Below are 24,594 nucleotides of genomic sequence, written 5' to 3'. Positions count from 1 at the left end.
CAGTCGGTGGTCACCACTCGCGGAAGCTACCGTCTTGGCCCCGCCAGATCGGGTTTCGCCACGACGGCGCGTCCTTGGCCGCCTCGCGCACTATGTCTTCGTCGATCTCGACGCCCAGGCCCGGGCCTTGCAGAGCGGCGACCATGCCGTCGCGCACCTCGAACACCCCGGGGTTGCGCATGTAGCTGAGCAGGTCGTGTCCGACGTTGTAGTGGATGCCCAGGGACATCTCCTGGATCACGAAGTTAGGCGTAGTCAGGGCCAACTGCATGCAGGCCGCCAAGGCCATTGGCCCCAGCGGGCAGTGCGGCGCCACGCCCACGTCATAGGCCTCGGCCATGGCGGCGATACGCTTGCACTCGGAAAGGCCACCCGCGTGGCTCAGGTCAGGCTGGATCACGTCCACGGCGGCGGCTTCCAGGAAGGGCTTGAAATCCCAACGGCTATAGAGGCGTTCCCCAAGGGCGATCGGCAGGCTGGTGAGCCGCGACAGCTGGACGATGGCCTCGACATTCTCCGACAGCAACGGCTCCTCGATGAACAGCGGCCGCAGCGGCTCTAGCGCTGCGATCAGTTGCTTGGCCATCGGCTTGTGCAGGCGGCCGTGGAAGTCCACCGCCACGTCAAGGCCTTGCGCCTTGACTGCGGCCACGCGCTCCAGCGCATCATCGAACGCTTGCGCGCTGTCGAGCCACCCCATCTCGCCGGTGGCGTTCATCTTCACGGCCTTGAAGCCTTGGGCCAGTCGGGCCTGGGCCGCCTCGACGACCTCGTCAGGACGATCGCCGCCGATCCAGGCATAGACCGGAACCCGGTCGCGAACGCGACCGCCAAGCAGTTGCCAGACCGGCACGCCCAGGCGTCGCCCCTTGAGGTCCCACAGCGCCTGATCCAGGCCCGACAGGGCCGACATCAGCACCGGTCCGCCACGGTAGAAACCGCCGCGATAGGCCACTTGCCAGATGTCCTCGATATTGTCGGCATCGGCGCCGATGAAGCGCTCGCGCAGCGAGGCGAAGGCGCCGTCCACGGCTTCGGCGTGCCCCTCGAGACTCGCCTCTCCCCAGCCGACCGCGCCGTCATGGGTCTCAACCCGGACGAACAGCCAGCGCGGTGGCACGATGAACGTCTCGATCCGCGCGATCCGGGTCGGGCCTGCGCCGGCTATGAGTTCTCCGAAGCGTCCCCCCGTCATCGACGATCCGCCGAGTATCTGGCGCAGCGCGGGCAAGACCGCATCGAATAGCTCCCAATAAAGCGGCGTCCAGTGTTCGCCGGGTACGTCACCCTAGCTAGGTCGAGCGTCGCCTGATCGTCAAACTGTTTGTAATATTAATCTTGGAATGCGGACGCATTGTTCGTAGAAAGCGTAGCCTGGGTCGCCGCGATGAAAGCGATATCAGCTTACTTGGCGGAGATAGCCGAACACCAATCGGGGCACTGGAGTGAGCTGCGCATGACGACTTGGAACACCGTGCTACAGATATTTCCGCTGGTCGCGATCCTGCGCGGCCTGGAGCCGGGCGAAGCGTTCGAGATCGTTGAGGCGCTGACGGCGGTGTGATCGAAGCCTTCTATCGCGCCAGTCCAAGAGGGTCGCGACCCGTTGATAGAGACCTTGAACGGCGACGACTGCGTCCTGGTGGGGCTGCGCATGTTCGCCACCGCGCATTCGTGATTGGTCGAGCTCTTGGCGCGGGACAACTATCTATTGCGAGCTCCAGGCAAATTTAAGAGCAGTGATTCTATGAAAATTACCGACCCGCTGGAATCCCGTTCGGCGCTGGGGCGTAACCTGACTTTCGGTTTGCTGGACACGCTGGGGCGCATGATCGTCACGGGAGCCTATGACGGTCGACCATTCCCGATCGAGGCGGAGCTTTCCAAGGAACACGCCGTCAGCCATTCGGTAACGCGCGAGGCGGTCAAGATGCTGTCCGCCAAGGGCCTGCTGACCGCCCGTCCCCGCCAAGGCACGATCATTACCCGGCCATCGGCCTGGAACTGGTTCGACACCGACGTGCTGCGCTGGCTGCTGGAGCGGAAATTTTCGCTCAGCTTGCTGCGCCAGTTCACCGAGCTGCGATTGAGCATCGAGCCTGGCGCCGCTGCGCTGGCGGCCCAGGCAGCCAGTCCATCAAGCCTAGAATTGATCAAGCTCGGATACTCGCGCATGGAGGCCGCCGAAGCCGGCGCCGACAATCCGCTAAGCTCGGACATCGCCTTCCACGTCGCGATTCTGGAAGCCTCGGGAAATCCGTTCTATGCTCAATTCCGCGACGTCGTGGCAACGGCTTTGCAGACCTCTATCCAGTTCACCAATCGCTACCGGGGACGCAACGCGAGCCTGCAGGCGCATAAGGCCGTATTGGACGCGATAGTGGCGCGCGATGCCGACACCGCAGCCGAGACCATGCGTGAACTAATCGCCGACGTCATGGATCTCATTAAAGAGGCGATAGTGGAACAAAGCTTGAAGGACTGATCGAGACCCGATTGCCCACCTAGAAACGGCGCTTTTGGCCGCTGGCAGCTGCTGCACCTTCCACCTATTGAAGGCTATTGGCCTGGCGAGACCGTCAAGAACGGGCCACCCCTGGCAGGCTATAGTTCCGAAGCCGTACGCGAGGCGATCGCAAAGCCGATGACGAAACTCCCCGACAAATTACGCCAGTCGCTTGCCTAGGATCATGGTGCCGGGAAGTCCACCTAAAAGCAGAGGCAGACACTGTAGCCGCTTAGATACCTACATCCAGAGACATAGATAAAATTTTCGGCCCTGAGTGCGCATTGAACAAATGCCTTAGACGCGAAAACTGCCCTTGCGTCCCGAGCATTCTAAAGGCCCCCTCAAGAGCACCGTTTCGTAACAATTCTATGGCCAGTGAGACCTCTAGTTTCTGAACTGCCGGTTTATTTATAGTATACAGGCCAGTAATTTCACGCACTTGACCGTCCGAAAGGCTCAACTCAACCTTCAGCGGCGCGATTAGGCCGGCCTTCGCCAAATTCTCTGTAAATACATCAGCGGCCGCTAGATCTTCTCCGTGGGCAAGCAGGCGAGATGTAGCGTTTACCAGCCAAGCCGATGGAAGTCTTTCGGGGTTGTAGAGCGCCTGACCTCCAGTCTTCGAGAGGCGGGGATCAGCCGTGTTAGCGCCAACCACCCAATCACCTTCCGTCTTGATCAGCGCCAATGGACCGCGCGTAATATCCATCGGCAACCAATTAGCGTGCCAACTTTGGGCGAGCGCATAGAGCGATCGATTTCTATCAAATCCAAACAAAGCACAAAGATGGAACGCCCCGCTCGTACCATCCTTCATGAAAATGATAGGATAGTCAGCGGCGGCATTGACCATTTCGCTAAAGCCTAGTCGCGCGTGACCACGGTTCTCAACCGATGACATGTCGAAATCAGAACGCAGATGGAGGTCACCGTGGCGCTGAGGGTCTAGGGCTTCGAACATGCTGATACTTTCAGTTACAACTTCACCAATTGACGCACTAAACAGCCTGAAGGCCGTAACGGGAGATGCTGTCGATCAGGTCCCTGTGTCGAGGTAGTTGAGACGTTGCGGTTTTTGTCATTTGGGCAGCTTGGGCGAACCATCGCGCAGCTTGATGTGCTTGGGCTAAGATCAACGGGTCGCGCCCATAATCCGCCTCAAAGCCCATACCGTGCATAACATATTGATAGCTCGGCCATGAGAACACCTCGTTGGCATGCGTAAAGTCATCAGGCGAGGGCGGGTGATGTCTCCAGAGCTCCAGCTTTTCAGCCAGGCCGTCTGGCACGCTCTCAGCTCTCCTGTTGTCGCGCCAGAACTCAGAATCTTCGCGCTTCGTAAGGACGTAGTGCAATTTCAGAAATTCTATGATGCGCATCCAGTGATGTTCAAAAGAGATATTGAACGTTTTGGACAAAATGTGCATCGCACCGCGCGTTTTTGGTAGGCGATCCGCGATGAAATCCACCGCTTTCTCAATGAGCATCAAAGCGGAAGCCTCCAAGGGCTCAAGGAACCCACCGGACAAACCTACCGCGACACAGTTGTTGACCCAAAAGGTCTGGCGATGCCCAGAACGGATTGGAATGCGGCGAGCGCTGAGGTTCGCCGCCTGGGGGCCGATATAGGCCCGCAGCTCGGCCTCCGCCTGATCGTGGCTAATATGGGCACTGGAATAGACATGTCCGATACCCTTTCGGGTGGGCAGACCAATATCCCAGATCCAGCCTGAGGACTGGGCTGTCGAGATTGTATGCGTCGCAATGGGGTCGTCTGGTCGCGCGTAGGGTACTTGCATTGCCAAGGCTGAATCGCAAAACAACACGTCATGGCATTCAACGAATGGCACACCGTAAGCCTGCCCAATAATCAAGCTCGAAAATCCCGAGCAATCAATGAACATATCTGCCAATATATGACCATTTCCGTTTGTATCTACGCCAGATACATCGCCATTTTCGGCCATAACGACCTTGGTTACATCATCTATAAGATGGCGAACCCCAAGTTTACCCACGCAATGGTCGCGCAAGAAGGCCGCAAATTTCACAGCATCAAGGTGATAGGCATAGTTCGCGATCGCGCTGTACTCGGGCGTGGTTATGGATTTTGGGGCTAGCCCGGCGTCACAGAGAGCGGCTTGGAAGTCCACGGCATTTGCGAAATCAATGCCCTGAGCAGCCTTGGTCGCCATCCAATGGCCCGACAAGCTGAGTTGAGCAGAGCCCTGGGGTGGGTTGAGGGGGTGATAATAGCCCTCACCCGCACTGCCATCTGTCCATCGATTGAAGCGAGCACCCTGCTTGAAGGTCGCATCGCAGGATCGAAGAAACTCGGTCTCGCTGATGCCGCACTTACGCAACGTGTTGCGCATTGTGGGCCAGGTCCCTTCACCAACCCCTACCGTTCCAACATTTCGTGACTCAATAAGTGTCACCCGAATTCGATCATTCGACGCCACATCGTAACGTGAAGCAATCCTAGCGGCAGTAATCCATCCGGCACTTCCGCCGCCCACTATCAGGATATGCTCAATTTGCTTATCCATTACATGTTCCATTTCACTTCGTGGATGAATTAAAAGCTACAAAAAATGTTTTTACTGAAAAATCGACTGCGGAAGCAAAGGTCAAATTCCTTCAGCACCACAGGTTGAAGTGGCGCGACGACCGGCCAGCGCCAGAAATCATTTGCGGACTCGTATGACTTATAAGATGAATGGTGAACTTGCATCCGCAACTCTCACACACGTTCGTCCACGCGACAACGGCAATCAATCCTAAGTCGTTGAAATAAAACAATATATATAAAAACTGACGCGACAGCCTGCAGAGCCCCCCCCAAGGGGCCGAAGGTACAACCGGGAGGAAACCATGACAGAAAGAAACAAGCGCTCGGCGCGAACGGGCCTGCGGGCAGTATTGACCATCAGCTGCAGTGCGATCGGTTTGTTGGCGGCGGGCGCGGTGCCTGCATTTGCTCAGACGGCCGCCAATCCTGGATCAACCGAACTAGAAGAGATCGTCGTCACGGGTATCCGCGCGAGCTTGCGCGCTTCGACGGATATCAAGCGCAACGCCATCGGCGTGGTAGATTCGGTATCGTCTGAAGCCATCGGCAAGTTTCCAGATTCCAACGTCGCCGAATCCCTACAGCGCATTCCCGGTGTTTCGATTGACCGCAGTGGCGGCGAAGGCCGCTTTGTCACGGTTCGCGGTTTTGGCCCTGAATTCAATACGGTTCTTCTGAACGGTCGGACGTTCGCCTCCGACAACGAAGGCCGCGCGTTCTCGTTCGATTTGTTGGCCGCCGAACTCATCTCCGGCGCGGATGTTTACAAGGCGCCGCTGGCTTCGCTGCAGGATGGCGGCATCGGCTCGACCATCAACGTGCACACCGCCCGGCCGCTGACGCTGGGAACCTTCAAGGGGATACTGAGCGCCAAGGGTCTCTACGAGAAAAACAGCAAGCAAACGACGCCGCAAGTTTTCGGCCTGTTGAGCAACACCTTTGCTGACGACACCATCGGTGCATTGGTCTCGGTTTCCTATCAAAGCCGGGAAACTCGCCGGCCATTTATTGAAAACCGTGGCTACATCCCAGGTACGACGGTCGGAAACCCCGCCTCGCCGCTCTTCACCAATGTTTTCGCGCCGCGAAACCAAGACATCGGGGTTGATGAGCAAGAACGCGAGCGCATTGGCCTGAACGCAACTTTCCAATATCAACCGTCCGAAAGCCTGACTTTCACGGTGGATGCGCTTTGGAACCAGTTCACTGTGGACTCGACAGTACGCTCGATCGGCAATTGGTTTGAGCCGTCCAGCTACACGGCTGCGACGATCGACTCCAACCGTACGGTCACCTCGCTCACGACAGACGGCTTCGCCGATATGATCGTGACCTCGAACAAGCGCGACGTTACGACGGAAGCCCTGGGCTTCAACGCCGCCTGGAATGTCTCTGATTCCATTACCGTAAATTTCGATTCATCTTGGTCTAAGGCCGAAGATAGCGCCGGTGGCGACAATCTGTTCACGGTTATTGGGGTGCCGAGCACGTATAGCTTCGCGCAAGCCACAGGCGACGGTTTCCCTTCCGTTTTCAACTACTCGACCGACATCACCAATTCCAACCTTGGCCGGGCTCACATTGCACTACGTCAGGGTGCTGACCGGGTTGAAGAGGTCTTCGAGCAGCGTATTGATGGTGAGTATACCTCCGATTGGGGTGCTCTGAAGAACGTCCGCGCCGGCATAGCCTACACGGACCGTTCGAAGGAAAATCTCTCAATCCAGTCAGACCCAAACACCCTGTGCCTCTATTGCGGTTATCCAATTGCGACGCCTGCAAGCTTGTTGCAGCGTTATGATGTCGGCGGCTTCTTGGATGGCGGCGGGCGGTTCCCGGCCGCGTTCCTGACTTACGATCCCAATGCGTTCTTCAAGTTCCTGGAGAGCAATGCAGCGGCGGCGGCCCTGAACGCAGCCCGCGGTCTCCCGGCCGGTACTGTTCAGGCTCAATTGGCACTGACTAACGGCTACAATGCTACTCCTCAGCCGAACTCCTACTCGGTGCAGGAAGTCACCACGGCAGCCTATGCTTCGGCTGATTTCGCGGGCGATCTGGGCGAAATGCCTTGGGCGCTGAACGTCGGTATTCGTTACATGAATACTGATGTGACGGCCGAGGGTCAGCAGTTGACGCTCACGGATCTCCTGCCGGTTCCAGGTGACGTCACCATCTATAACGCCGTCTACGCAAACGCTGGAAAGCCCGTCGTTACGCGCAAGGAATCTGACTACGCGGAATTCTTGCCCAATGTGAACTTCAAGATCAATCTGACCGATCAGATCGTTGCTCGTGCATCGATCTCGAAATCCCTTACGCGGCCACAGATTTCCCTGTTGGCTCCACGTACAAATTTCGACACGGTTCGACCAGCAAGTCTTGATGCCAGCGGCGGAAATCCAGACCTGAAGCCCTACGTGTCAACGAACTATGACTTTTCTCTAGAGTGGTATCCCACGCGTTCGACCTCATTCTCGATCGCGCCATTCCGTAAGACCGTTGCGGACTTTATCGTCCAAACACGGGCTAGCGAAGTGTTCCCGATTGCGAATGCCGGCAACCTGCCGGTCGGCGTCGGCGGCATTACCGGCGCGCGTTCGGCAACCTTCTCGGTACGCCGTCCACGCAACATCGAAGAAGCCAGCGTCAAGGGCGTCGAAATCGCCGCCAACGTCGCGTTTGACTTCTTGGATGGCTGGGCCAGTGGCTTTGGCGTCCAGGCCAACGCGACTTTGGTGAACTCGGATGCAACCTTTGCCCCCGGTTCAACGACGCAGTCCTTTGCCCTTGAAGGTCTGGGCGATAGCTACAACCTGACGGGCTATTATGAAGCGGGCAAAATCTCAGCGCGCGTTTCCTACAACTATCGTGACCGGTTCCTTGAATATCTGGTTACACCGGGCCAGGGCGGCGACCCTGTCTATCGCCGCGCGTTCGGCCAAGTCGACGCTCGCGGTAGCTATCAAGTCAGCAAAACCTTCCAAGTATTTTTTGAAGGAACCAATTTGACTGACGAGCAAAACATCCAAACTGGCAGGTTCGACAATCAAGTCCTTTCAGTGCAAAATAACGGTCCTCGTTATGCGTTTGGACTTCGTTGGGATTTCTAAAAACTTTCACTAACTCTAGCCAATAGAGTGGGGCGGTTCGTGAACACGAACCGCCCCTCTTTGTATTGTGTCCGCCGTCAGCGCCAATGAGACAGATTGAGGGTTCCGTTTAGAGGAGGGTTTTGGTCTCGTCGAAGTGACGAAGGAACGAAGATGAGACCAAAACCCTTGGCCGCGAAAGCGACGCCCGGAGAGCGGGTGGTGAAGGATATCCGGCGGGCGACGCGCCGGCATTTCTCGGCGGAAGACAAGATCCGGATCGTGCTGGACGGGCTGCGCGGGGAAGACAGCATCTCTGAGCTCTGCCGCAAGGAAGGCATCGCCCAGAGCCTGTACTACGTGTGGGCCAAGGAGTTCATGGAGGCGGGCAAGCGCCGCCTGGCGGGCGATACGGCCCGGGCCGCGACCACGGACGAGGTCAAGGATCTGCGGCGCGAATCGACGGCCCTGAAGGAAGTGGTGGCCGAACAGGCGCTTGAAATCCGCCTGCTTAAAAAAAGCATGATCGCCGATGGGGGCGACGAGGCATGAGATATCCGGCTTGCGAAAAGATCGAGATCATCCGCCTGGTCGAGCAATCGAGCCTGCGCGTGCGCCGGACGCTCGCGCAGATCGGCGTACCCCGCGCCACCTTCTACCGCTGGTATGATCTCTACCAGACCGGCGGTCCTGAGGCCCTGGAAGACCGCCCACGACGCCCCGGCCGGGTGTAGAACCGCATCCCCGACCACGCGCGCGCCGCGATCCTGGAAATGGCCCTGGAGCACTCGGAGCTGAGCCCGCGGGAGCTGGCGGTGCGCTTTGCCGACAGCCAGGGCTACTTCGTCTCGGAAGCCAGTGTTTACAGGCTTTTGAAGAGCCACGACCTGATCACCAGCCCGGCCTTCATCGTCATGAAGGCCGCCAAGGCATTCACCGACAAGACCACGGCACAAAACCAGATGTGGCAGACTGACTTCACCTACTTCAAGATCATCGGCTGGGGCTGGGTGTATCTGTCGACGATCCTGGACGACTTCTCGCGCTACGTCATCGCTTGGAAGCTGTGCACGACCATGAAGGCGGGAGACGTCACCGACACGCTGGAACTGGCGCTCAGCGCGTCGGGCTGCGACCAGGTCAGCGTCCGGCACAAGCCGCGTCTGCTGTCGGATAACGGCTCCAGTTACATCTCGGGCGAACTGGCCAACTGGCTGGGCAAGCAGGAGATGAAACACGTCCGGGGCGCGCCCTACCATCTCCAGACCCAGGGCAAGATCGAGCGCTGGCACCAGACCTTGAAGAACCGCATCCTGCTGGAGAACTACTTCCTGCCCGGCGACCTGGAGGCCCAAATCGGCGCCTTCATCGAGCACTACAACCACGCCCGCTATCACGAGAGCCTGGACAACGTAACGCCGGCCGACGCCTACTTCGGCCGGGCCGCCGACATCCTGCGCCGCCGCGCCAGCGTCAAGCGACAGACCCTCGAACATAGGCGCTTGCAGCACCGCAAAGTCGCCGCCTAGATATCAACCCTAGACGAGGCCAACCCTCCGCTAAATCCGCGATCCGGCTGTCCCAAAACTTCTGACGACGTACAAGCACGGAGACTTAAGGCATGACCAGCAAAACGGCGGTGATCATAGGAGTTGGGCCAGAACGCGGACTGGGAGCTCGGCTTTGCAAGCGCTTTGCGGCAGACCACCATGTCTTCGTAGCGGGTCGCACATATGCAAAGGTCGCGTTAGTGGTGGACGCCATTCGTCAGTCAGGTGGCGCTGCAACAGCTATCGAAGCCGACACTACAGATGAGAGCCAGGTTCGCGAGCTTTTCAAACAGGCACAAGCGGAGGGGCCTGTAGATCTGGCGATATTCAACGCCGGCAACAACATGCCGGGCGACTTCCTTACCATGGAGGCGGAATTTTTTGAGCGCTGCTGGCGTATTGCCTGTTTCGGCGGGTTTCTATTTTCCCGAGAAGCGCTGCGCTCCATGGTGCCCACGGGGGCAGGAACACTCCTATTCACGGGCGCTAGCGCATCCCTGCGCGGAAAGCCTGACTTTGCAGCCTTTACGGCAGCAAAGGCGGGTGTGAGGGCTCTGGCGCAGTCTTTGGCGCGCGAGTTTGGTCCTAAGGGCATTCACGTTGCTCATGTAGTGATCGATGGCGCTATTGACGGTGATCGGATCCAAATCGGCAGACCAGCGATCGCCGAGGCGCGAGGCCACGACGGACTAGTCGACCTGGAAGGGATCGTGGATCTCTATGAAATGCTCCATCGGCAACCTTCACGCGCCTGGACCCATGAATTGGATGTACGGCCCGCCAAGGAGGCGTTTTAAATGCGGTTGATCGGGGCTCCAATCTCTCCCTTCGTCCGTCGCGTTGCTGTGGCACTCGAATTCTATGGCTACAAGTACGAACACGTGAAAGCTTCAGTGGTCGACGCCAGAGGCACGGTTGGTTCATTTAATAAACTCGTCCGAGTGCCATCGATTGAACTAGGCGGTGTGGACAAAGTGCCTGAGCCACAGTCGTATGGATGCGACGAAAATGAAGCCGAGGAAGCTGTCGGCTGTCTTGTCGTATCGGGTAGCCAGCCGTCTGTTGTTTTTGAGCTTTGAGAAGCAGCGCTCGACCAATTTTCGCAGAGCGTAGATGTGCCCGTCGATGACGGGCTGAACCTTGCGGTTTCGCTTGGCTGGAATGACAGCGGCGACGCCCCTTACGGCCAAGTCGTCGCGGATGAAGTCGGCGTCGTATCCCTTGTCGGCGAACAGGGCGCGGGGCTGGGGCCCGGGCTGATCCATGACCGGGCCGAAGCCCTTCACATCGGAGACTTGGCCGCCGCTCAGCGTGACAGCGACAGGGAGGCCCAGAGCTTTGCTGCGGAGATGTATCTTGGTCGAGAAGCCACCTCGCGAGCGGCCAAGACCCTGATCCTGATCCCCTTTTCTTGCGCCCCAGCGGCGTGCTGATGAGCGCGAATAATGGTGGAATCAATCATCTGAACACTGTCCTGGCCTTGCCCGGTCTCGTTCAGCGCCTCCAGCATCACGTCCCAGAGCCCAGACAGCGTCCAACGCCGAAACTGGCGGTAGACCGAGTTCCACTCGCCAAAATGGCTGTGCAGATCACGCCAGGCCGTGCCCGTTCGAGCGATCCAGAACACCCCGTCAAGCACCAGACGGTGATCCCGGGGCCGTCGCCCCCGACGCGGCCCCTTCTCAATCACGAAGGGTTCGAAAAAGGCCCACTCATCATCCGACATCAAACCGCGAACCAAGGCTGCTCTCCCCAAAGAACAGCCTTGAATCAGTGATCAGCCGATTTGGGAATCCACTTTGTCCACACCGCCTAGTTAACGACACCTTCGCTGAAGGCAAGCTGGGCCTGCTTGGATCGGTCTTTTGCCAAGAGCGCGTAGCGACCGTTAACAGCGTCACGTTCGACGGCTATCTGCCCAATATGAGTGTCGGTCGGTCAGCCTCGCCGCCATTCACCGACCTCTACGCGCCGCGCAACTTCAATGTGAACACTGTCAAGGACGATCGATCGCGCCTCGGCCTGACGCTCGTGGGACAATATCGGCCACCCGGCGCGCTGACCCTAACCGTCGACGGCCCCTATGCGCGCAGCGTGGCTTCTTAGAGATCGAAATATTGTAATACAAATGGACAAGGTTTATGGCTTGCTGACGCTATTGGAACGCCGGGGGAGACGCGGCGATGACCGAGAATCGACAGCGAAATCTTGGCGACATGGTTCACGGCTCGGCTTGGCCGAAATTGCCGCGCCGCGCCCCGGCGTCGCCCCCCGCCGATGCCCGGCCAGGATCCGATAGCGACCGCCTTTGAGCGGGCGACCACCCAAGAAAATTAGAAAATTAGTTGGAGAGGAAACACCATGCGCAAGGCGCTGCTGGCGGGAATTGGACTGCTGTCGCTTGTATCCCCAGCGATGGCGCAGGAAGATCCAAGGGTTCAACCGGTGCAGGTGGACGCCTCGCGGCCGGACTGGGAGAATCCCGCGGTGTTCGCGCGACGCAAACTGCCAGCCGCCGCTACCCATTTCCCGTTCGAGACCCGCCAAGCGGCCCTTGCTGGCGACCAAACACATTCGGAGCGCTACCAATCGCTCGACGGTCCCTGGTCGTTCAGCTTCTCGCCGTCGTCAGACGCCGTGCCCGACGGCTTCGAAAAGCCCGACTACGACGTCTCCAGCTGGCAGACCATCAAGGTCCCGGCCATGTGGCAAACCGAAGGTTTCGATCAGCCCCGCTACAACAACATCACCTATCCCTTCCCTGCCAACCGGCCCCTGATCCCCCACGCCACCAATCCGGTGGGCTCCTACCGCCGCACCTTCGAGGTGCCGCCAACCTGGTCAGGCCAGGACGTGATTCTGCACATCGGCGCGGCCGGCTCGGCCTATCGCGTGTGGGTCAACGGCAAGGAGGCCGGCTATTCTGAAGACTCCAAGCTACCGAGCGCGTTCGACATCACGCCGCTACTGGTCCCAGACCGGAAGAACTTGGTGGCCATACAGATCCATCGCTGGTCGGACGGAAGCTACCTGGAAGACCAGGATTTCTGGCGGGTCTCGGGGATCGAGCGCTCGGTCTATCTGGTCGCCGCGCCCAAGGCGCGGCTGACCGATCTCTTCGTCCACGCTGGCCTCGACAAGGCTTACCGCGACGGGACTTTGTCAACCGATGTGGTGCTGACCAAGCGCGACCAGCCCGTCAAGGTGCGCACGACACTGCTCGACGACGACAAGATCGTCCTGACCAAGGAGATCAAGGTCGCGGCGGGTCCGGCCAGGACGGAGACCCTATCAGCCACCATTCCTGGCGTTCGCCAATGGACCGCCGAGACGCCGAACCTCTACACCCTGCTGGTCGAAGTGCTGGACGCCAAGGGTCAGGTCATCCAGGCCACGCCCCAGCGCATCGGCTTCCGCACCGTCGAGATCAAGGACGGCCGGGTGGCGGTCAACGGTCGTTCGATCGTCATCCGCGGCGTCAATCGCCACGAACACGATCCGGAAACCTTCCACGTCATTTCCGAAGCCTCGATGCGCGCCGACATCGAGCTGATGAAGCGCAACAACATCAACGCCGTGCGCACCTCGCACTATCCCAACGCCGAGCTCTGGTACGCACTCGCCGATGAGTACGGCCTCTATGTCATGGACGAGGCCGACATCGAGAGCCACGCCTATATGGACTACGCCAACAAGTACCCGGAGCTGCGTCCAACGCTACAAATCGGCTTTGACCCGGCCTGGGAAGGTGCCCATGTCAGCCGCGTGCTCAACATGGTCGAGCGCGACAAGAACCATCCCTCGGTGATTTTCTGGTCGCTGGGCAATGAAGCCGGCATTGGACCTAATTTCGAAAAGGCGGCGGCCGAGGCGCGCAAGCGCGACCCGTCACGTCTGATCTCTTACCTGGGCTGGGGTACTCTGGACTGGGAGCATGCGCCCAACGCGTACGTCGACATCTACGCGCCGATGTACGACGACGTCGAGAAGATGGTCGACTGGGCGCTGGATCCGACCCGGAGCCAGCCGATGATCCAGAGCGAGTATTCCCACATGCAGGGAAATTCCGGCGGGAATTTCAAAGAATATTGGGACACCATCTACAAGTACGACAAGTTGCAGGGCGGCTTCATCTGGGACTGGGTTGACCAGTCGATGTACCGCTACACCAAGGATGGCCGGCGCTACTGGGGCGACGGCGGCGAGTATGGACCCAACCCCGGAGGCGACGTCGAGTTCGGGGATGGCCTGATCCAACCCGACCGCACGCCCAATCCGCACCTCTACGAGGTCCAGAAGGTCCTCTCGCCGATCCAGTTCGAGGGCTTCGATCCCGCCACCGGCGCGGCGACGGTGCGCAACCGCCACGACTTCCGCGACCTGTCGGGCTTCGCCTTCGAGTGGGCACTGCAGGAAAACGGCGTGACCATCGCCTCGGGTCCGCTGGCCGAACTGGCGACCAAGGCGCGGGCCACCGAGCTGATCCATCTGCCGCTGCCGAAGGTCGAACCTAAGCCCGGTGCCGAGTACTTCGTCACCATCCGCGCCAAGGCCAAGGCGGGCTCCGTGCCGCTGACGCCGGAAGGCTACGTCGTCGGCTGGGAACAGTTCGCCCTGGGTCAGCCGACCGCGGCCGCCGCTGTAACGGCCCACGGCTCCGTCGATCTGAAGGAAACCGCCCAGAGCGTGTCACTATCGGCCCGTGGGGTCAGCCTGGCGCTCGACCGAAAGACGGGCTTGCTCACCGGCTACGGCAAGGCCGGGTCGGCTCTGTTGACCGGCGGCGCGCCCAACTTCTTCCGGGCCGAGACCGACAACGGCACCCTGACCGGAACGGCGTCGCAGCAGACGCCGTGGAAGGTCATGACCAAGGAGCGGCAGGTCCGTTCGATCACCACCCGCCGGCTGCCCGGCGGCGGCGCGGAGGTCACCGTCGACCACGAACTCGGGGCGGGCGCAGCGCGCTTCGTCACCACCTATGCGATGAGCGGCGACGGGACCGTGGAGGTCGCCGGCCTGCTGACGCCGCTGAAGAGCGATCTTCCGCCACCGGTCCGGGTGGGACTGGCGTTCTCGATGCCCACGAGCGTCAAGACGGTGGAGTGGTACGGGCGCGGCCCGCACGAGAGCTATGTCGACCGCAAGACCAGCGCGCCGATCGGCCTGTGGCGGGGGCTGATTGCCGAGCAGAACCACGACTACATGCGGCCGCAGGACACGGGAAACAAGGTCGACGTCCGCTGGATGGAAGTCTCGGGCGAGGGCCGGGGCCTGCGGGTTCAGGGCCAGACGCCGCTGATGATGAACGTCCTGGCCTTCCCCTATGCCGATCTCTATCGCCGCCCCGAGGGGACCTGGAAGAGCACCGACATCGTGCCGCACGGCGAGGTCTCGCTCCTGGTCGACGGCGCGCAGTGGGGCGTCGGCGGCGACACCGCCTGGAACCATGTCGGCCAGCCGCACATGCAGTACCGTACGCGGCTGGAGCCCACCCGGGTGGCCTTCAGGCTCGAACCGTTCGACGGCGAGGGCACGACGCCGAAGCAGGCGGCTTTGGCCAGCGCTACAACACCCCAGTAGGCTACGGGGATCGCTCTGGACGGCCGCCAGGGGGCGGCCGTCGTCGTGCGCCTCGCCGCTCCGGGATCATTTTGACCTCTAGAACCCAGCCGGCGGACACCTAGAGCAAGGGTCGCCATGATTGAATCATGTCGTTTGCTCTAGGTTCTTGTCTTGACGCGCTATTCCGGCGGCGAACCGGTATCCACTTGGCCGAATAACGCTCTAGCAGGCTGTTGAAAAAGTCGGTGGCGGTCCCGGACTCGGCATGATTCACTCTGGTGTGAGGTAGCCGGGGAAGTTGTGATGCGCGGGTCTGACACACGATCTGGATCGCTGTCTTCCTATATGGACCTGGAGGCTCGGGTTCGCCAGGACCGTCCGCCTCGCGCGATCCGCGAGATCGCCAACGCGGCGCTGGAGGCGCTGAGCGAGAACTTTGCGGCGCTGTATCCGCCGCAGCTGGGCGGCCGTCGGTTGTGCCCGAGCGGCTGCTGGAGGGCGAGATCGCGGGGAAGTTCCTGGGCGCTATCCTGGCTCAGCCGCGCGTGAAGCGGCTGCTGTCGAGCGACCACTTCTCGGTGGACGGCACGCTGATTAAGGCCGGGGCTTCGACCAAGAGCTTCCGCAGGATCGACGGCGGCGACAACGATCCGCAAGGCCCGGGCCGCAACGTCGAGCGCAGCTTCCACAAGGAAAAGCGCTCCAACGAGACCCACCAAAGCACCACCGATCCGCATGCGCGGCTGTATCGCAAGGGCGACGGGCCAGCCGGCTCTCCTCTGCTATCTGGGCCATGCCCTGATGGAGAACCGCAACGGCCTGGCGGTCGGCGGCGTCGTCACCCAGGCCAGCGGCACGGCCGGGTGCGAGGCGGCACCGGCCCTGGTGGACGCCAGGCCCGGCCGCTCCCAGGGCCGCTCCCCTCAGCGGATCACCCTGGGTGCCGACAAGGCCTATGACGTGACCGCCTTCGTCGAGGACCTCAGGGCGCGCTCCGTCTCGCCGCACATCGCCATCAACGGCCCACTCAGGCCGCCACCCCGATCAAATCACCCCGCCCCACCGCAAAATCCAACCCATCCTTGCCCGCGAAGCCGCTTTTTCAACAGCCTGCTAGACGGCAAACGCCTTGGCGTCGCTGGTCGTCAGTCCTTTGACGCTGGGCATTCGCCACGGGCTCATGCCTGCCAGCACCAGTAGGCCTGCTAGGATCCCGAGGTTCTTGATAAAGTTCTGCATTTCATGGGCACCCTCGATGCCCGTGAAATGCCAGAAGTCATGCAGCAAGACGTTGATCACAAGGGTGTAGACCACAAAGCCAAGCGCATTGAATCTCACAAAGCGGTTGGCCATCAAAAGCAAAGCCCCGATCACCTGCGCGGCCCCCGCCACGGCGAGTAGGGGCGCTGGATTGGGTATGCCGTGGGCACTCATCAGACCGACGTGCGTAGGGAAAGCCAGGAACTTAAGAATGCCCGGCAAGAGAAAGTAGAGCGCAACGAGAAAGCGGCCAATTGTAATCATGGCGTTCGAAGGCGGCGATGCTTTACTCATCGGGGATGTGTCACAGGACTTTGGTCGGCTGTCAAATTCGCTCGAAGGCGCCGGGTCATGCTATCCGCCGGCGTTCCGAACCAGGACCGTCGGAGCCCCGGCAATCATACGCCCCACGATTCTGGAGGACGCAAAACCTGCGGCGGTAACCTTGCGCAGGATGGCGTCGGCCTTTTCGGGTGCGACGGCGATCAGCAGGCCGCCACTAGTCTGTGGATCGGCAAGCAGGTCTTTGCGCAGGTCTGGAGCCTCTGCGGGCACGTCCACATCCTGACCATGAACGGCGACAGCTACCGGCTGGCCCAGTCCACCGCCCGCCGGCGCTTATCGACCAAGGCCGGGCGGGATGACGAAGCAACACAACAACAGATCGACCCGGAAACCGGCGAGATCCTGCCCGCCTGCCTCCCAAACAAAACATGCGCAGCCCCTGCCAGGCCCCGATCGGGGCCTGGCAGGGGCTCGGGCTGATGCGCCGTCAGTGGCCTGGTTTTGCTCCGCCGTTGACAATCCTCAGAACCTGAGTCTCGAAGCGGGTTAGGGCCACAACGGAAGTCCTAAGCTGCGTCCCCATCGTGTCATCACGCGGCGCGAAGGCAAGATCGCGTGCCCAGAAATCTAGCGCACTCAGGGCCAGACGGGCACGGCTTGGACGCTTAGTGGTCGGGCTCGGCCATAGCCATGGCCAGGCTGACCAGCTGCCGACGTAAAGCTGGCGACATCACTGTGAAAGCCGCCGCCAATTCGTGGGCGCCGCGCTGGTTTAGGAAATCGGTCAGACCGCCGGCAATGGGGCCATCGCCGACTGGCGTTTCCAAGCCATCGAAGAATGACGCCAGCGGCGTCTCAAGCTTCAAGGCGATCTCATAGAGCTTGGACGAACTTACGCGGTTAGACCCTCGCTCATACTTTTGGACCTGCTGAAAGGTCAGGCCCAGCGAGTTCGCAAGCTCAGACTGTGAAATTCCCAAAGCCTTGCGCCGCGTCCTAATCAAGGCGCCTACATGTAGATCGACATGGTGGGGCTGCGCGCCATTGGCGCCTTGGGGCACAAGCTTCCTCATTTTGTTGGTCTTGGCTCGATGGGGGCAGCGGGACTTATCGTAGGTAGGTCGCTGCGGCCTACTCGTCGAGCGCAGGGATTGGCGGGCGCCACCGTGAGGCCAGATCAAGGTGCTCCTCTCCCCGGGTCGAGCGAGCAACATTGAGGCGGATGTAGAGTCCCTGGGCGCTGTGAGATCGCACCGCGGCGTCCCATTGCTGGCGGGCGTCTAGGAGACTGCCCACGGCTCCGCAGCACATCACCTGCGGGGCTGCCCCGCGCCAGCGCACATAGACGAAGTTGCCCGCCGTTGAAGGGAGCTGCGCAGGATCTTCTATGAGCCTGAAGCGATAGATCGCGCCTGAAGCGCCGGGGAGGTCGAGATGGTCTTGCACCTTGGCAGCATAGGCCTTGCCTGCGGAAAACTCACGAGCCGACTACGCCGATTGTGGTCTCAAAGTGCCTCTGTCTTCAATTGCCTCTGGGTCGTAATGGGCCCGAGCCGGTTTGGGGTTGAACCAAAATGGGGGAGGTCTCCCCCTGAACTAAGCCGTGGGCTCAATCTACCCCCTCTGCGGGGACACCCCACAACGCCCCGTTGGCTAGGAGTCCTCGCCCCTCGCGCGCGGAATACCGGCCTTGGGGTGTCCCCTGCCTGTACCTCGGTTTCGAAGACGGACCCCGCCCATCTCGCGCCATGGCATTGAACTAAAAAAGATTTTACCAGACTGCAGGGGCCCAGATCGGCTTAACCCCGTCCACTTTTTCGGGGGAGGATCACCTTGTTCCGCCTCAACTTTCTGGGCGCCAACAGCGGGACATTCCAGGGAGGTTTGCAGGAACGGTTGCGCGCCTATCTGCGCGCCCGCCGTGAGGAAAACCCCTCCGGATGTCTCTCTCCTTACTGAGTCTATAAAGGAACGAGACATCTGAAGGGGAAATCCCCCGTTCGATCTAACCCCCAGCAACGGGCGCGCAATCGTCAGGGCCGACGATCAGCCCGAGGCCTGGCCGCACGCTCTCTCGCTTCGAATCAGTCGACCGCGGACTTCGGCAAATCAGCCGTGCTTGTCGGCAAGGCGGTCAGCTTGGCGACGGACATCAACTTGGGCAGGCCCGTCAAAATCTTCGCCAAGTTCCCCATTTGACCGCTAATCGACGATGCGGCGTCTTTAACCCGGAGCAGCTTGGCACCCTGTGTGGCCATGCCCATCGGATTGCCCATGGCCGATTGGGTCAAGGCGTGTCCCTGTTCGACGGCCGACTTGTCGAGCATGATACCCAAAGCCAAGTTATAGACAGCCACTGCCATTTGCTTCCGCTGTTCCGTGGTCGCCGTGCGCTCCAGTTCCTTGCTCTTGGCATCGTAGTCGATCGCTGCCAGTTGGGCTGCGGCGTCACTCGCCACGCGACGCAAGGCGATCTCGCGCTCCTTAGGGTCCGACTGGGCCTCAGCCGCTGCCATGGTTGAGCGAAGGCGGTCAGCCTCTTCCCTCGAACTCACGGCTTGAAGCAGCGATATCGCTGAAACACGCGTTAGCGCCTCGGCGCGTTGCGTGGTGGCAAGAAAGCCGTCGATATCGCCACCGCTGGACGGTGCCCCAACAGACTTCATTGCCTTGAGCCCCGAAAATTGTGCGGCCGCCGGCGTGACATTGGCGACCAAGGCCAGCGCAAGAGCGGTCAGCGCCGCTCGGTTCAGATAGGACTTCATGGTATCCCCCTAGATCAAAGGCCTTTCAGGCCCGTTAGAAAACTCGGTTTTTTGACAATGGCTTCGAGCAGGCTCGCGGCGGCGGCGGCCACATCGGCGTCGATCAATGCGTCCTTCTCGTCGGCGGCTAGGGTCTTGAAATATGCGCTGGAGTGAACGACCGTCTCCAAGCCCTCGCGGCCGACGACCTGACCGTCACGCTTGATGCGATAGGTGACGCGAAGATTGATGTCGGAGACGCAGACGCCCTTTTCGTCGCAATGCTCCGCACCAAGATCGATGCGATTGACGGGCTCGACGCACACGGTCGGTGCGGCGGCGGGGACGGTCTCGTCGGTCTCGAACTCGCCGGTCGCGCGCAGCGCTACAGACACCGTTTCCACGAACTCGCCCATGTCGGTTTCGTAGCCCGCCCCACTGGCCAGTTGATTGACGGCCATGGCGTCAAAGCCCGGCAGCTTGCGCGAACCCAGCGACTCGCTGGTGCCGCAAGGCCGGATTCGGGCGGCGTTGCGGCCGCTGGCGGCACGCAGGCTGTCGATCCGCACCCTGTCGCCTGCTCGCGCGCCGGGCGCACCCGAAAAGACCGGTAGGTCAAGCTTGAGTTGGGCGTCGGCAGTCCCCGCCTCGGCGACGCTGGCGCTCCAGGTCGGGCCATAGACCGGCCCCTTGACGCCGGGCGTCTCGCCCAGGTCGCGCAGCACTATGACACCGGACCCCACTCGCAGCACACCCGCGACGTCAGCCACCGTGGCCATCGCGCCCTGGGCCGAGGTCACCGGCAGATAGGCCTGCTCAAGCCTCAGTTGCTGCCCCATCTTGCGGCTCAGATCGATGATGGCGTTCTTGACCGCCACCTCAGCGCGCGCACGGGGGTCGTAGCCCATGCCGGCGGTCACCTCGTCCCGGATCGTATCCTCGCCGAAACTGGCGAACTGCACGCGCCCGTCCTGGTCGATCAGTTCGCCGGAGACCCGGGCGCGCGCCACACGGACGGTCTTGTAGGCTAGATTGGTCGGCGTCTCGTAGGTGACCGGCGGCGCGACGGTCACGCGAAGGAAATAGCGCGGCAGGCGCCGTGTCGCTGTCTTCTCGCGGCTGATGTCGGTCTGCTGCCGCACCGCGTTGACCACCTGAGCGTACTGATAGTTGACCGGCACGACGCTCAGGGCGGATTTCTCGCCGGCTGCGTCGGCGAACATCTGCTGGATCGTGTCGTCGGCGAAGCCGGAGCCGTTTTGCGCCACCTGAACGATCACCGGCGCCTTGCGGACATCGCCCGTCTTGTTGGAGAATTTAGACCAGGCGGCACCAAGCTGCGGCGCTCGGCCCATCTGGACCTGGGCCAGAGCATAGTCAGCGTCGACGAACACCACCTTGACCTCGTCGCCCGCAGGGTCAGTCAGGGCGTCGCCCACGGCTAGACCGCCGCGCGCGCCACGGTCCAGCACCACCAGCGGGCCAAACCGCGCCCGGGCCGTGGCGGTGATCTCGAACGGCTTGAACGCCGCGCTGCTCTTGGCCAGCAGGTCGGTCACCAAGCCGTGATAGAGTTCGTCGAACCGCAACGCGCGTTCGGCGGCTTCTGGCTGGCCAGCCCCATGGGCGTAGGCCTTCGACAGATAGGCCGTGGCCGTATAGGTGAACAGTACCTCGCCGGTCGCGATGTTGGTAAAATAGAGACTGCCCGTCATCGCCAGCTGGCGTTCGACCGTACCGTTGACCTTGGGCACCACATATTCGGACACCCGAGGTATCTGCATGGAGATGACGAACGTCCGCCGGCTGGTCGCATCGGTGATCTGGTCGACGCCGCCGCCATAGGCGGCCTTGAATCTCTCCTTGAAATAGCCGCCGGCCTCGGGCGTCGACAGCAGGCGAGCCGCCTCGTCCGAGGTCGCGCCCCGCGCGGGATCGATGAACACCATCGGCAGGGCATAGAGCAGCGGCTCGGCCGCATACGCGCCACAAGCCGTCGCCGCGCCAATCGCTATGGCAAGGCCGCCTACCCAATTGCGCATGGAGGCCTCAGATGCCCGGCTTGCAGGGACCCATGCACATGAAGACCCGCTGGCCCTCAGTACGGGCATCCAAATTGACGAACACCGGATCGTTCATTAGCGCGTTGGCCAATTCCTGGTCGAGTGTGCTGTCGCCCTTGTAGGTTACCGTGAGCTCCATTTCCGTGCCGCTCGACGAGCGTTGGACGCTGTTCTCAACGCCGGGGAGACCGGCTACGGCCTGGGAGAAACGAGCCCGGATGGGCAAGGACAGGAACGGCCCGGTCAAGGTCAGCACCACCTCGCGCCCATACATTGAGCGCTTCTTCCAGTAGTTCTGAACCTTGGCGCCAAGTACCGGCCCTATCACCAGCGCCATCTTCCGGGCGACATCGCCAGCGCAGTCGTCTGAGTTCATGCCCGAGCCGTTGGCGGGGAAGGTGTCCGAAGCGATCAACTCGCCATCGACCGTGGAAAAGGTCTTCACGGTTACCAGGCCGCTACAGACATATTGTCGCGTGGTTGGGCTGATGCCGGAATCGATGATTATTGAGGTGCCGGCCATGAAGAAGTCGGCGCGCGCATCGCGCTTGGCGAATTCGACATAGCGCGAGAGCTCGCCGCTGTTGCTCATCCGATCGAGGGTCAGCGGTTGGTTCTGAAAATAGCGACTGCGGAACATGTCGTTGTCGATCATCCGCAGATCGTAGGCTTCCAACTGCCCCATCAAGGCGCCGTAGGTGCGGTTCAACTGTTCGGGCGCCGTCGATTGCGGCTGGTACTTGACCAGCTTGCGATAGGTCAGGTCATCGTGCGTCTCGGCCTGAACATCGGCCTTGGAAAAGGACGACGACGCGCTGGAGCGCGATCCGGCCGAAGACGCTGTGTCATTGGCGCGCACCGACGAGGCGCTGGCCTGCTGGCCGGCGAACTGGCCGGAGGATTTGGCATTGAAGCTGGTCGAGCCGGACCCCGAGAAGCTCCCCTGTTGCGAGCCATAAAGCGACGCGCTGCCATTCGCGCCGCTCGCCGCCGCACCGGCGGCGGAGCTGGCATTGCCGGACGCCCTGAAGCTGTCCTTGCCCTTGGCGCTCTCATTGTACTTGCCGCTGGCGCCGCTCGACTGACTACCGCGCGCGTCCAGACTGGACGCCGACTGCGAAGCCTCGGCGCTCGCTGAACGTGCGCCAGAGCCTGACGAGGAGCGGTCCGAAAAGCTGGCGCCCTTTCGGGTGCTGAATTCTTCCAGTTCCTCCAACGGAGCCCGCAGGTCCTTCGGGGTGGTCCGGTACTCGTCCATCACGGCGAGGATCGAATAGCCGCGCGCCGTGGCCGTGTTGAGGGCGATCCCCTGATCGCTCAGCAATTCGCGGAACTCACGGTCGTCCAGCGCCAGAGACAGGCTGACCTCGAAGGTGCCACCAACGGCTTGGCTGCTGGAATCGACGATCGTGCTGTCGCTGATCTGCTGCACTACTGCGTCAATTTTACCGCTGACCGCTGGCATGCCCGAGGCGCCAACTCCCAGCATCTTGTCAACAGCCGCCATCACGGCCTTACGCTTGGCTTCACGGGTCGCCAAGGCGCGGACAGTTTGCGGGTCCTTACCTTTGATCACCGCCGAACCGACACCACGGGCAGTGAACTCTGCTGCGAAGGCGCCGGTCGAAAGCAGGGTCAGGGTGGTGGCGATGGCAAGATATCGTTTCAACTTAGGACCTTAATATCTCGCGCCACTCCGGCGGAGAGCAGCCCTGGGTTTAGCCGAGGTTAGGAAATCAACTGAGCCTGACAAAGCAGAGCCGTCAAGGGACCCTGGGCGGGCAATTCGGGTGACGACAGCGACGCCGCAACAAATTCGCAGAGGACGTAGATCCCCCTTATGAGCTTGGGAACGCCGGTGTTTTCTTAGGGTTTCGCCAACGGTCCGCTCGCTGGCTGCTTTCGCTTCCGCCGCATCTGTCTTCTGGACCCATAGAGCCCCGGAAACCCACGTCAAACTCGGAAAAGGCCTGTTTCGGCCCTTTGATTCCGTCCGGAAAGGCCGCTGGCATTCCTCGACTGGGCCCAGGAACCATTGCGGGACTGTCGATAGGTGACCGCCGCCATAGGTGGTGGCTGGTGTCCGCAAAACGTCGTAGCGACCGTCGTTTCGGACGCCGAACCGCCTCAGGCCTTACGTTTGAACACACGTTTTCGGTGGTGCTCCAAAAGGCCCCATTGCTCTCCACCGGGTTCGTTGGGCGCGTTGAGCCGAACTGCGCCGGCACGGAGCAATGCCTCCCTGAGCTTGTTGTCTTCCAATGGAATGAAGTGGCGCAGAGTTTCGAACTTTCTGGTCCGATAGCCGCGTTGGAACATCCCACGGAGCACCGCCTCCGTGTTGTCCGCGAGCCGGTTGCTTCGCCTGAAACGCGCATAGCTGAGCAGCACGGTGACTGCACTGGAGATGGCTGCGGCCAGGCCTGCGATCAACGCGGTTGGCCAATTGGCCGTATCGAGCAACTGTGAAATGTCCATGGAGCCCCCAGTCAGAGGCTATCCCACGGGCCCGGGAAGGCAACTGACGATGATTCAAGCGCACGACTTCGCCATATGCGGGTTTCCGTTGTCCTCAGTGTACATCGGCCTCGAAGAAGGACCCCGCCCATCGCGCGCCATGGCATTGAACTAAAAAGGGATTTTACCAGACTGCAGGGGCCCAGATCGGCACCGAGAGGGACCCTTATGGCGAGAAAATTTTCCGTAAAATCAATTTGGTTAGCAATCCTTTGGCGGGGTCCCTCTTCAAAGCCGGTGCACATACATTCTCAGCCCATCTGTCGGGCTGTGCGAATCAACAGCCCACAGGACTCGGGCTTCCGCCCTTAAATGGCCGCTTACGCAGCGGAAACAGTCAAAATCTTCGAAAGAGAGCGCCATCGCGCGCCGACCTGATGGGTCGTCGGAGTGATCCCGCAGCTGCGCCCGCTGGCACAACTCTAAATCACATAAATAAGCAC

General features: G+C 60.9%; 16 protein-coding genes and 4 pseudogenes. 9 read left to right on the top strand and 11 right to left on the bottom strand.

Annotated elements, in window-relative coordinates; all coding sequences use genetic code 11:
- Positions 1 to 10: 10 nt before the first annotated feature.
- A complete protein-coding gene (gene dgoD, locus ACN2C8_RS19210; protein ID WP_419255968.1) occupies positions 11 to 1,195 on the bottom strand; it encodes a galactonate dehydratase in 1,185 nt (394 codons plus the stop codon).
- A 552-nt stretch (positions 1,196 to 1,747) separates the two neighbouring features.
- Between dgoD and ACN2C8_RS19205 the strand changes: the two genes are divergently transcribed.
- Positions 1,748 to 2,485 carry a FadR/GntR family transcriptional regulator gene (locus ACN2C8_RS19205; RefSeq protein WP_419255967.1) on the top strand — a complete coding sequence of 246 codons (738 nt, stop codon included), beginning with the start codon at positions 1,748 to 1,750 and terminating at the stop codon, positions 2,483 to 2,485.
- A 253-nt stretch (positions 2,486 to 2,738) separates the two neighbouring features.
- On the opposite strand, the gene ACN2C8_RS19200 is transcribed toward ACN2C8_RS19205, so the two are convergent.
- A complete protein-coding gene (locus ACN2C8_RS19200; protein ID WP_419255966.1) occupies positions 2,739 to 3,470 on the bottom strand; it encodes a SapC family protein in 732 nt (243 codons plus the stop codon).
- 37 nt (positions 3,471 to 3,507) lie between these two features.
- A complete protein-coding gene (locus tag ACN2C8_RS19195) occupies positions 3,508 to 5,058 on the bottom strand; it encodes a tryptophan halogenase family protein (protein ID WP_419255965.1) in 1,551 nt (516 codons plus the stop codon).
- A 325-nt stretch (positions 5,059 to 5,383) separates the two neighbouring features.
- Here ACN2C8_RS19195 and ACN2C8_RS19190 point away from each other — a divergent pair, with 325 nt between their 5' ends.
- Positions 5,384 to 8,191: a TonB-dependent receptor gene (locus ACN2C8_RS19190; protein ID WP_419255964.1), complete on the top strand. Its 2,808-nt coding sequence runs from the start codon at positions 5,384 to 5,386 to the stop codon at positions 8,189 to 8,191.
- A gap of 153 nt (positions 8,192 to 8,344) precedes the next feature.
- A pseudogene (locus ACN2C8_RS19185) lies at positions 8,345 to 9,699 on the top strand (IS3 family transposase).
- Here ACN2C8_RS19185 and ACN2C8_RS19180 read toward each other — a convergent pair.
- Positions 9,696 to 9,773: pseudogene (locus ACN2C8_RS19180) on the bottom strand (hypothetical protein); the annotation flags it as partial. The pseudogenes ACN2C8_RS19185 and ACN2C8_RS19180 overlap by 4 nt on opposite strands.
- Before the next feature lie 18 nt (positions 9,774 to 9,791).
- Here ACN2C8_RS19180 and ACN2C8_RS19175 point away from each other — a divergent pair.
- The gene (locus ACN2C8_RS19175) at positions 9,792 to 10,517 is read left to right on the top strand and encodes an SDR family NAD(P)-dependent oxidoreductase (protein ID WP_419255963.1); all 726 of its coding nucleotides are present in this window, start codon (positions 9,792 to 9,794) and stop codon (positions 10,515 to 10,517) included.
- Positions 10,518 to 10,625, top strand: a pseudogene (locus ACN2C8_RS19170) (glutathione S-transferase N-terminal domain-containing protein); the annotation flags it as partial. It abuts the gene before it with no gap.
- A 51-nt stretch (positions 10,626 to 10,676) separates the two neighbouring features.
- Here the strand turns inward: ACN2C8_RS19170 and ACN2C8_RS19165 are convergent.
- A protein-coding gene (locus tag ACN2C8_RS19165; protein WP_419256078.1) for an IS5 family transposase occupies positions 10,677 to 11,446 on the bottom strand; the annotation gives its coding sequence in 2 pieces (ribosomal slippage) (positions 10,677 to 11,138 and positions 11,141 to 11,446; 768 coding nt in all).
- 47 nt (positions 11,447 to 11,493) lie between these two features.
- On the opposite strand from ACN2C8_RS19165, the gene ACN2C8_RS19160 reads away from it, so the two are divergent.
- From ACN2C8_RS19160 to ACN2C8_RS19150, 3 genes and pseudogenes are all read left to right on the top strand, one after another.
- The gene (locus tag ACN2C8_RS19160; RefSeq protein ID WP_419255962.1) at positions 11,494 to 11,826 is read left to right on the top strand and encodes a hypothetical protein; all 333 of its coding nucleotides are present in this window, start codon (positions 11,494 to 11,496) and stop codon (positions 11,824 to 11,826) included.
- Between the two features lie 255 nt (positions 11,827 to 12,081).
- Positions 12,082 to 15,300 carry a glycoside hydrolase family 2 TIM barrel-domain containing protein gene (locus ACN2C8_RS19155; RefSeq protein WP_419255961.1) on the top strand — a complete coding sequence of 1,073 codons (3,219 nt, stop codon included), beginning with the start codon at positions 12,082 to 12,084 and terminating at the stop codon, positions 15,298 to 15,300.
- A gap of 285 nt (positions 15,301 to 15,585) precedes the next feature.
- Positions 15,586 to 16,305, top strand: a pseudogene (locus tag ACN2C8_RS19150) (IS5/IS1182 family transposase); the annotation flags it as partial.
- A gap of 90 nt (positions 16,306 to 16,395) precedes the next feature.
- On the opposite strand, the gene ACN2C8_RS19145 reads toward ACN2C8_RS19150, so the two are convergent.
- Positions 16,396 to 16,836: a DoxX family protein gene (locus ACN2C8_RS19145; protein ID WP_419255960.1), complete on the bottom strand. Its 441-nt coding sequence runs from the start codon at positions 16,834 to 16,836 to the stop codon at positions 16,396 to 16,398.
- 57 nt (positions 16,837 to 16,893) lie between these two features.
- Between ACN2C8_RS19145 and ACN2C8_RS19140 the strand changes: the two genes are divergently transcribed.
- Positions 16,894 to 17,307 carry a hypothetical protein gene (locus tag ACN2C8_RS19140; protein ID WP_419255959.1) on the top strand — a complete coding sequence of 138 codons (414 nt, stop codon included), beginning with the start codon at positions 16,894 to 16,896 and terminating at the stop codon, positions 17,305 to 17,307.
- 185 nt (positions 17,308 to 17,492) lie between these two features.
- Here ACN2C8_RS19140 and ACN2C8_RS19135 read toward each other — a convergent pair whose 3' ends face one another.
- The 5 genes from ACN2C8_RS19135 to ACN2C8_RS19115 all read right to left on the bottom strand — a co-directional run bounded on the left by ACN2C8_RS19135 (position 17,493) and on the right by ACN2C8_RS19115 (position 24,112).
- A complete protein-coding gene (locus tag ACN2C8_RS19135) occupies positions 17,493 to 17,900 on the bottom strand; it encodes a helix-turn-helix domain-containing protein (protein ID WP_419255958.1) in 408 nt (135 codons plus the stop codon).
- Positions 17,901 to 18,911: 1,011 nt separating this feature from the next.
- On the bottom strand, positions 18,912 to 19,592 hold the full coding sequence (locus tag ACN2C8_RS19130; protein WP_419255957.1) for a hypothetical protein: 681 nt from the start codon (positions 19,590 to 19,592) through the stop codon (positions 18,912 to 18,914).
- A 14-nt stretch (positions 19,593 to 19,606) separates the two neighbouring features.
- Entirely contained in the window at positions 19,607 to 21,613 is a 2,007-nt protein-coding gene (locus ACN2C8_RS19125; protein WP_419255956.1) for a hypothetical protein, read from the bottom strand.
- A 7-nt stretch (positions 21,614 to 21,620) separates the two neighbouring features.
- Positions 21,621 to 23,303 (bottom strand): hypothetical protein, encoded by a 1,683-nt coding sequence (locus ACN2C8_RS19120; protein WP_419255955.1) that lies wholly within the window; start codon positions 23,301 to 23,303, stop codon positions 21,621 to 21,623.
- 458 nt (positions 23,304 to 23,761) lie between these two features.
- Positions 23,762 to 24,112: a hypothetical protein gene (locus ACN2C8_RS19115; RefSeq protein WP_419255954.1), complete on the bottom strand. Its 351-nt coding sequence runs from the start codon at positions 24,110 to 24,112 to the stop codon at positions 23,762 to 23,764.
- Positions 24,113 to 24,594 lie beyond the last annotated feature (482 nt).

The sequence above is a fragment of the Caulobacter sp. ErkDOM-C genome (assembly GCF_048541825.1).
Classification (GTDB): Bacteria; Pseudomonadota; Alphaproteobacteria; order Caulobacterales; family Caulobacteraceae; genus Caulobacter.
Note: the sequence above shows the minus strand (reverse complement) of the source record. Positions and strands in the feature narration are given on the sequence as shown.

Bases quoted from the DNA above. Each gene is read 5' to 3' on its own strand.
- ACN2C8_RS19175 (WP_419255963.1), top strand. From the start codon at position 9,792: ATGACCAGCAAAACGGCGGTGATCATAGGAGTTGGGCCAGAACGCGGA.
- ACN2C8_RS19145 (WP_419255960.1), bottom strand. From the start codon at position 16,836: ATGAGTAAAGCATCGCCGCCTTCGAACGCCATGATTACAATTGGCCGC.
- ACN2C8_RS19205 (WP_419255967.1), top strand. From the start codon at position 1,748: ATGAAAATTACCGACCCGCTGGAATCCCGTTCGGCGCTGGGGCGTAAC.
- ACN2C8_RS19135 (WP_419255958.1), bottom strand. From the start codon at position 17,900: ATGAGGAAGCTTGTGCCCCAAGGCGCCAATGGCGCGCAGCCCCACCAT.
- ACN2C8_RS19195 (WP_419255965.1), bottom strand. From the start codon at position 5,058: ATGGATAAGCAAATTGAGCATATCCTGATAGTGGGCGGCGGAAGTGCC.
- ACN2C8_RS19130 (WP_419255957.1), bottom strand. From the start codon at position 19,592: ATGAAGTCCTATCTGAACCGAGCGGCGCTGACCGCTCTTGCGCTGGCC.
- ACN2C8_RS19200 (WP_419255966.1), bottom strand. From the start codon at position 3,470: ATGTTCGAAGCCCTAGACCCTCAGCGCCACGGTGACCTCCATCTGCGT.
- ACN2C8_RS19115 (WP_419255954.1), bottom strand. From the start codon at position 24,112: ATGGACATTTCACAGTTGCTCGATACGGCCAATTGGCCAACCGCGTTG.
- ACN2C8_RS19190 (WP_419255964.1), top strand. From the start codon at position 5,384: ATGACAGAAAGAAACAAGCGCTCGGCGCGAACGGGCCTGCGGGCAGTA.
- ACN2C8_RS19140 (WP_419255959.1), top strand. From the start codon at position 16,894: ATGCTATCCGCCGGCGTTCCGAACCAGGACCGTCGGAGCCCCGGCAAT.
- dgoD (WP_419255968.1), bottom strand. From the start codon at position 1,195: ATGACGGGGGGACGCTTCGGAGAACTCATAGCCGGCGCAGGCCCGACC.
- ACN2C8_RS19155 (WP_419255961.1), top strand. From the start codon at position 12,082: ATGCGCAAGGCGCTGCTGGCGGGAATTGGACTGCTGTCGCTTGTATCC.
- ACN2C8_RS19125 (WP_419255956.1), bottom strand. From the start codon at position 21,613: ATGCGCAATTGGGTAGGCGGCCTTGCCATAGCGATTGGCGCGGCGACG.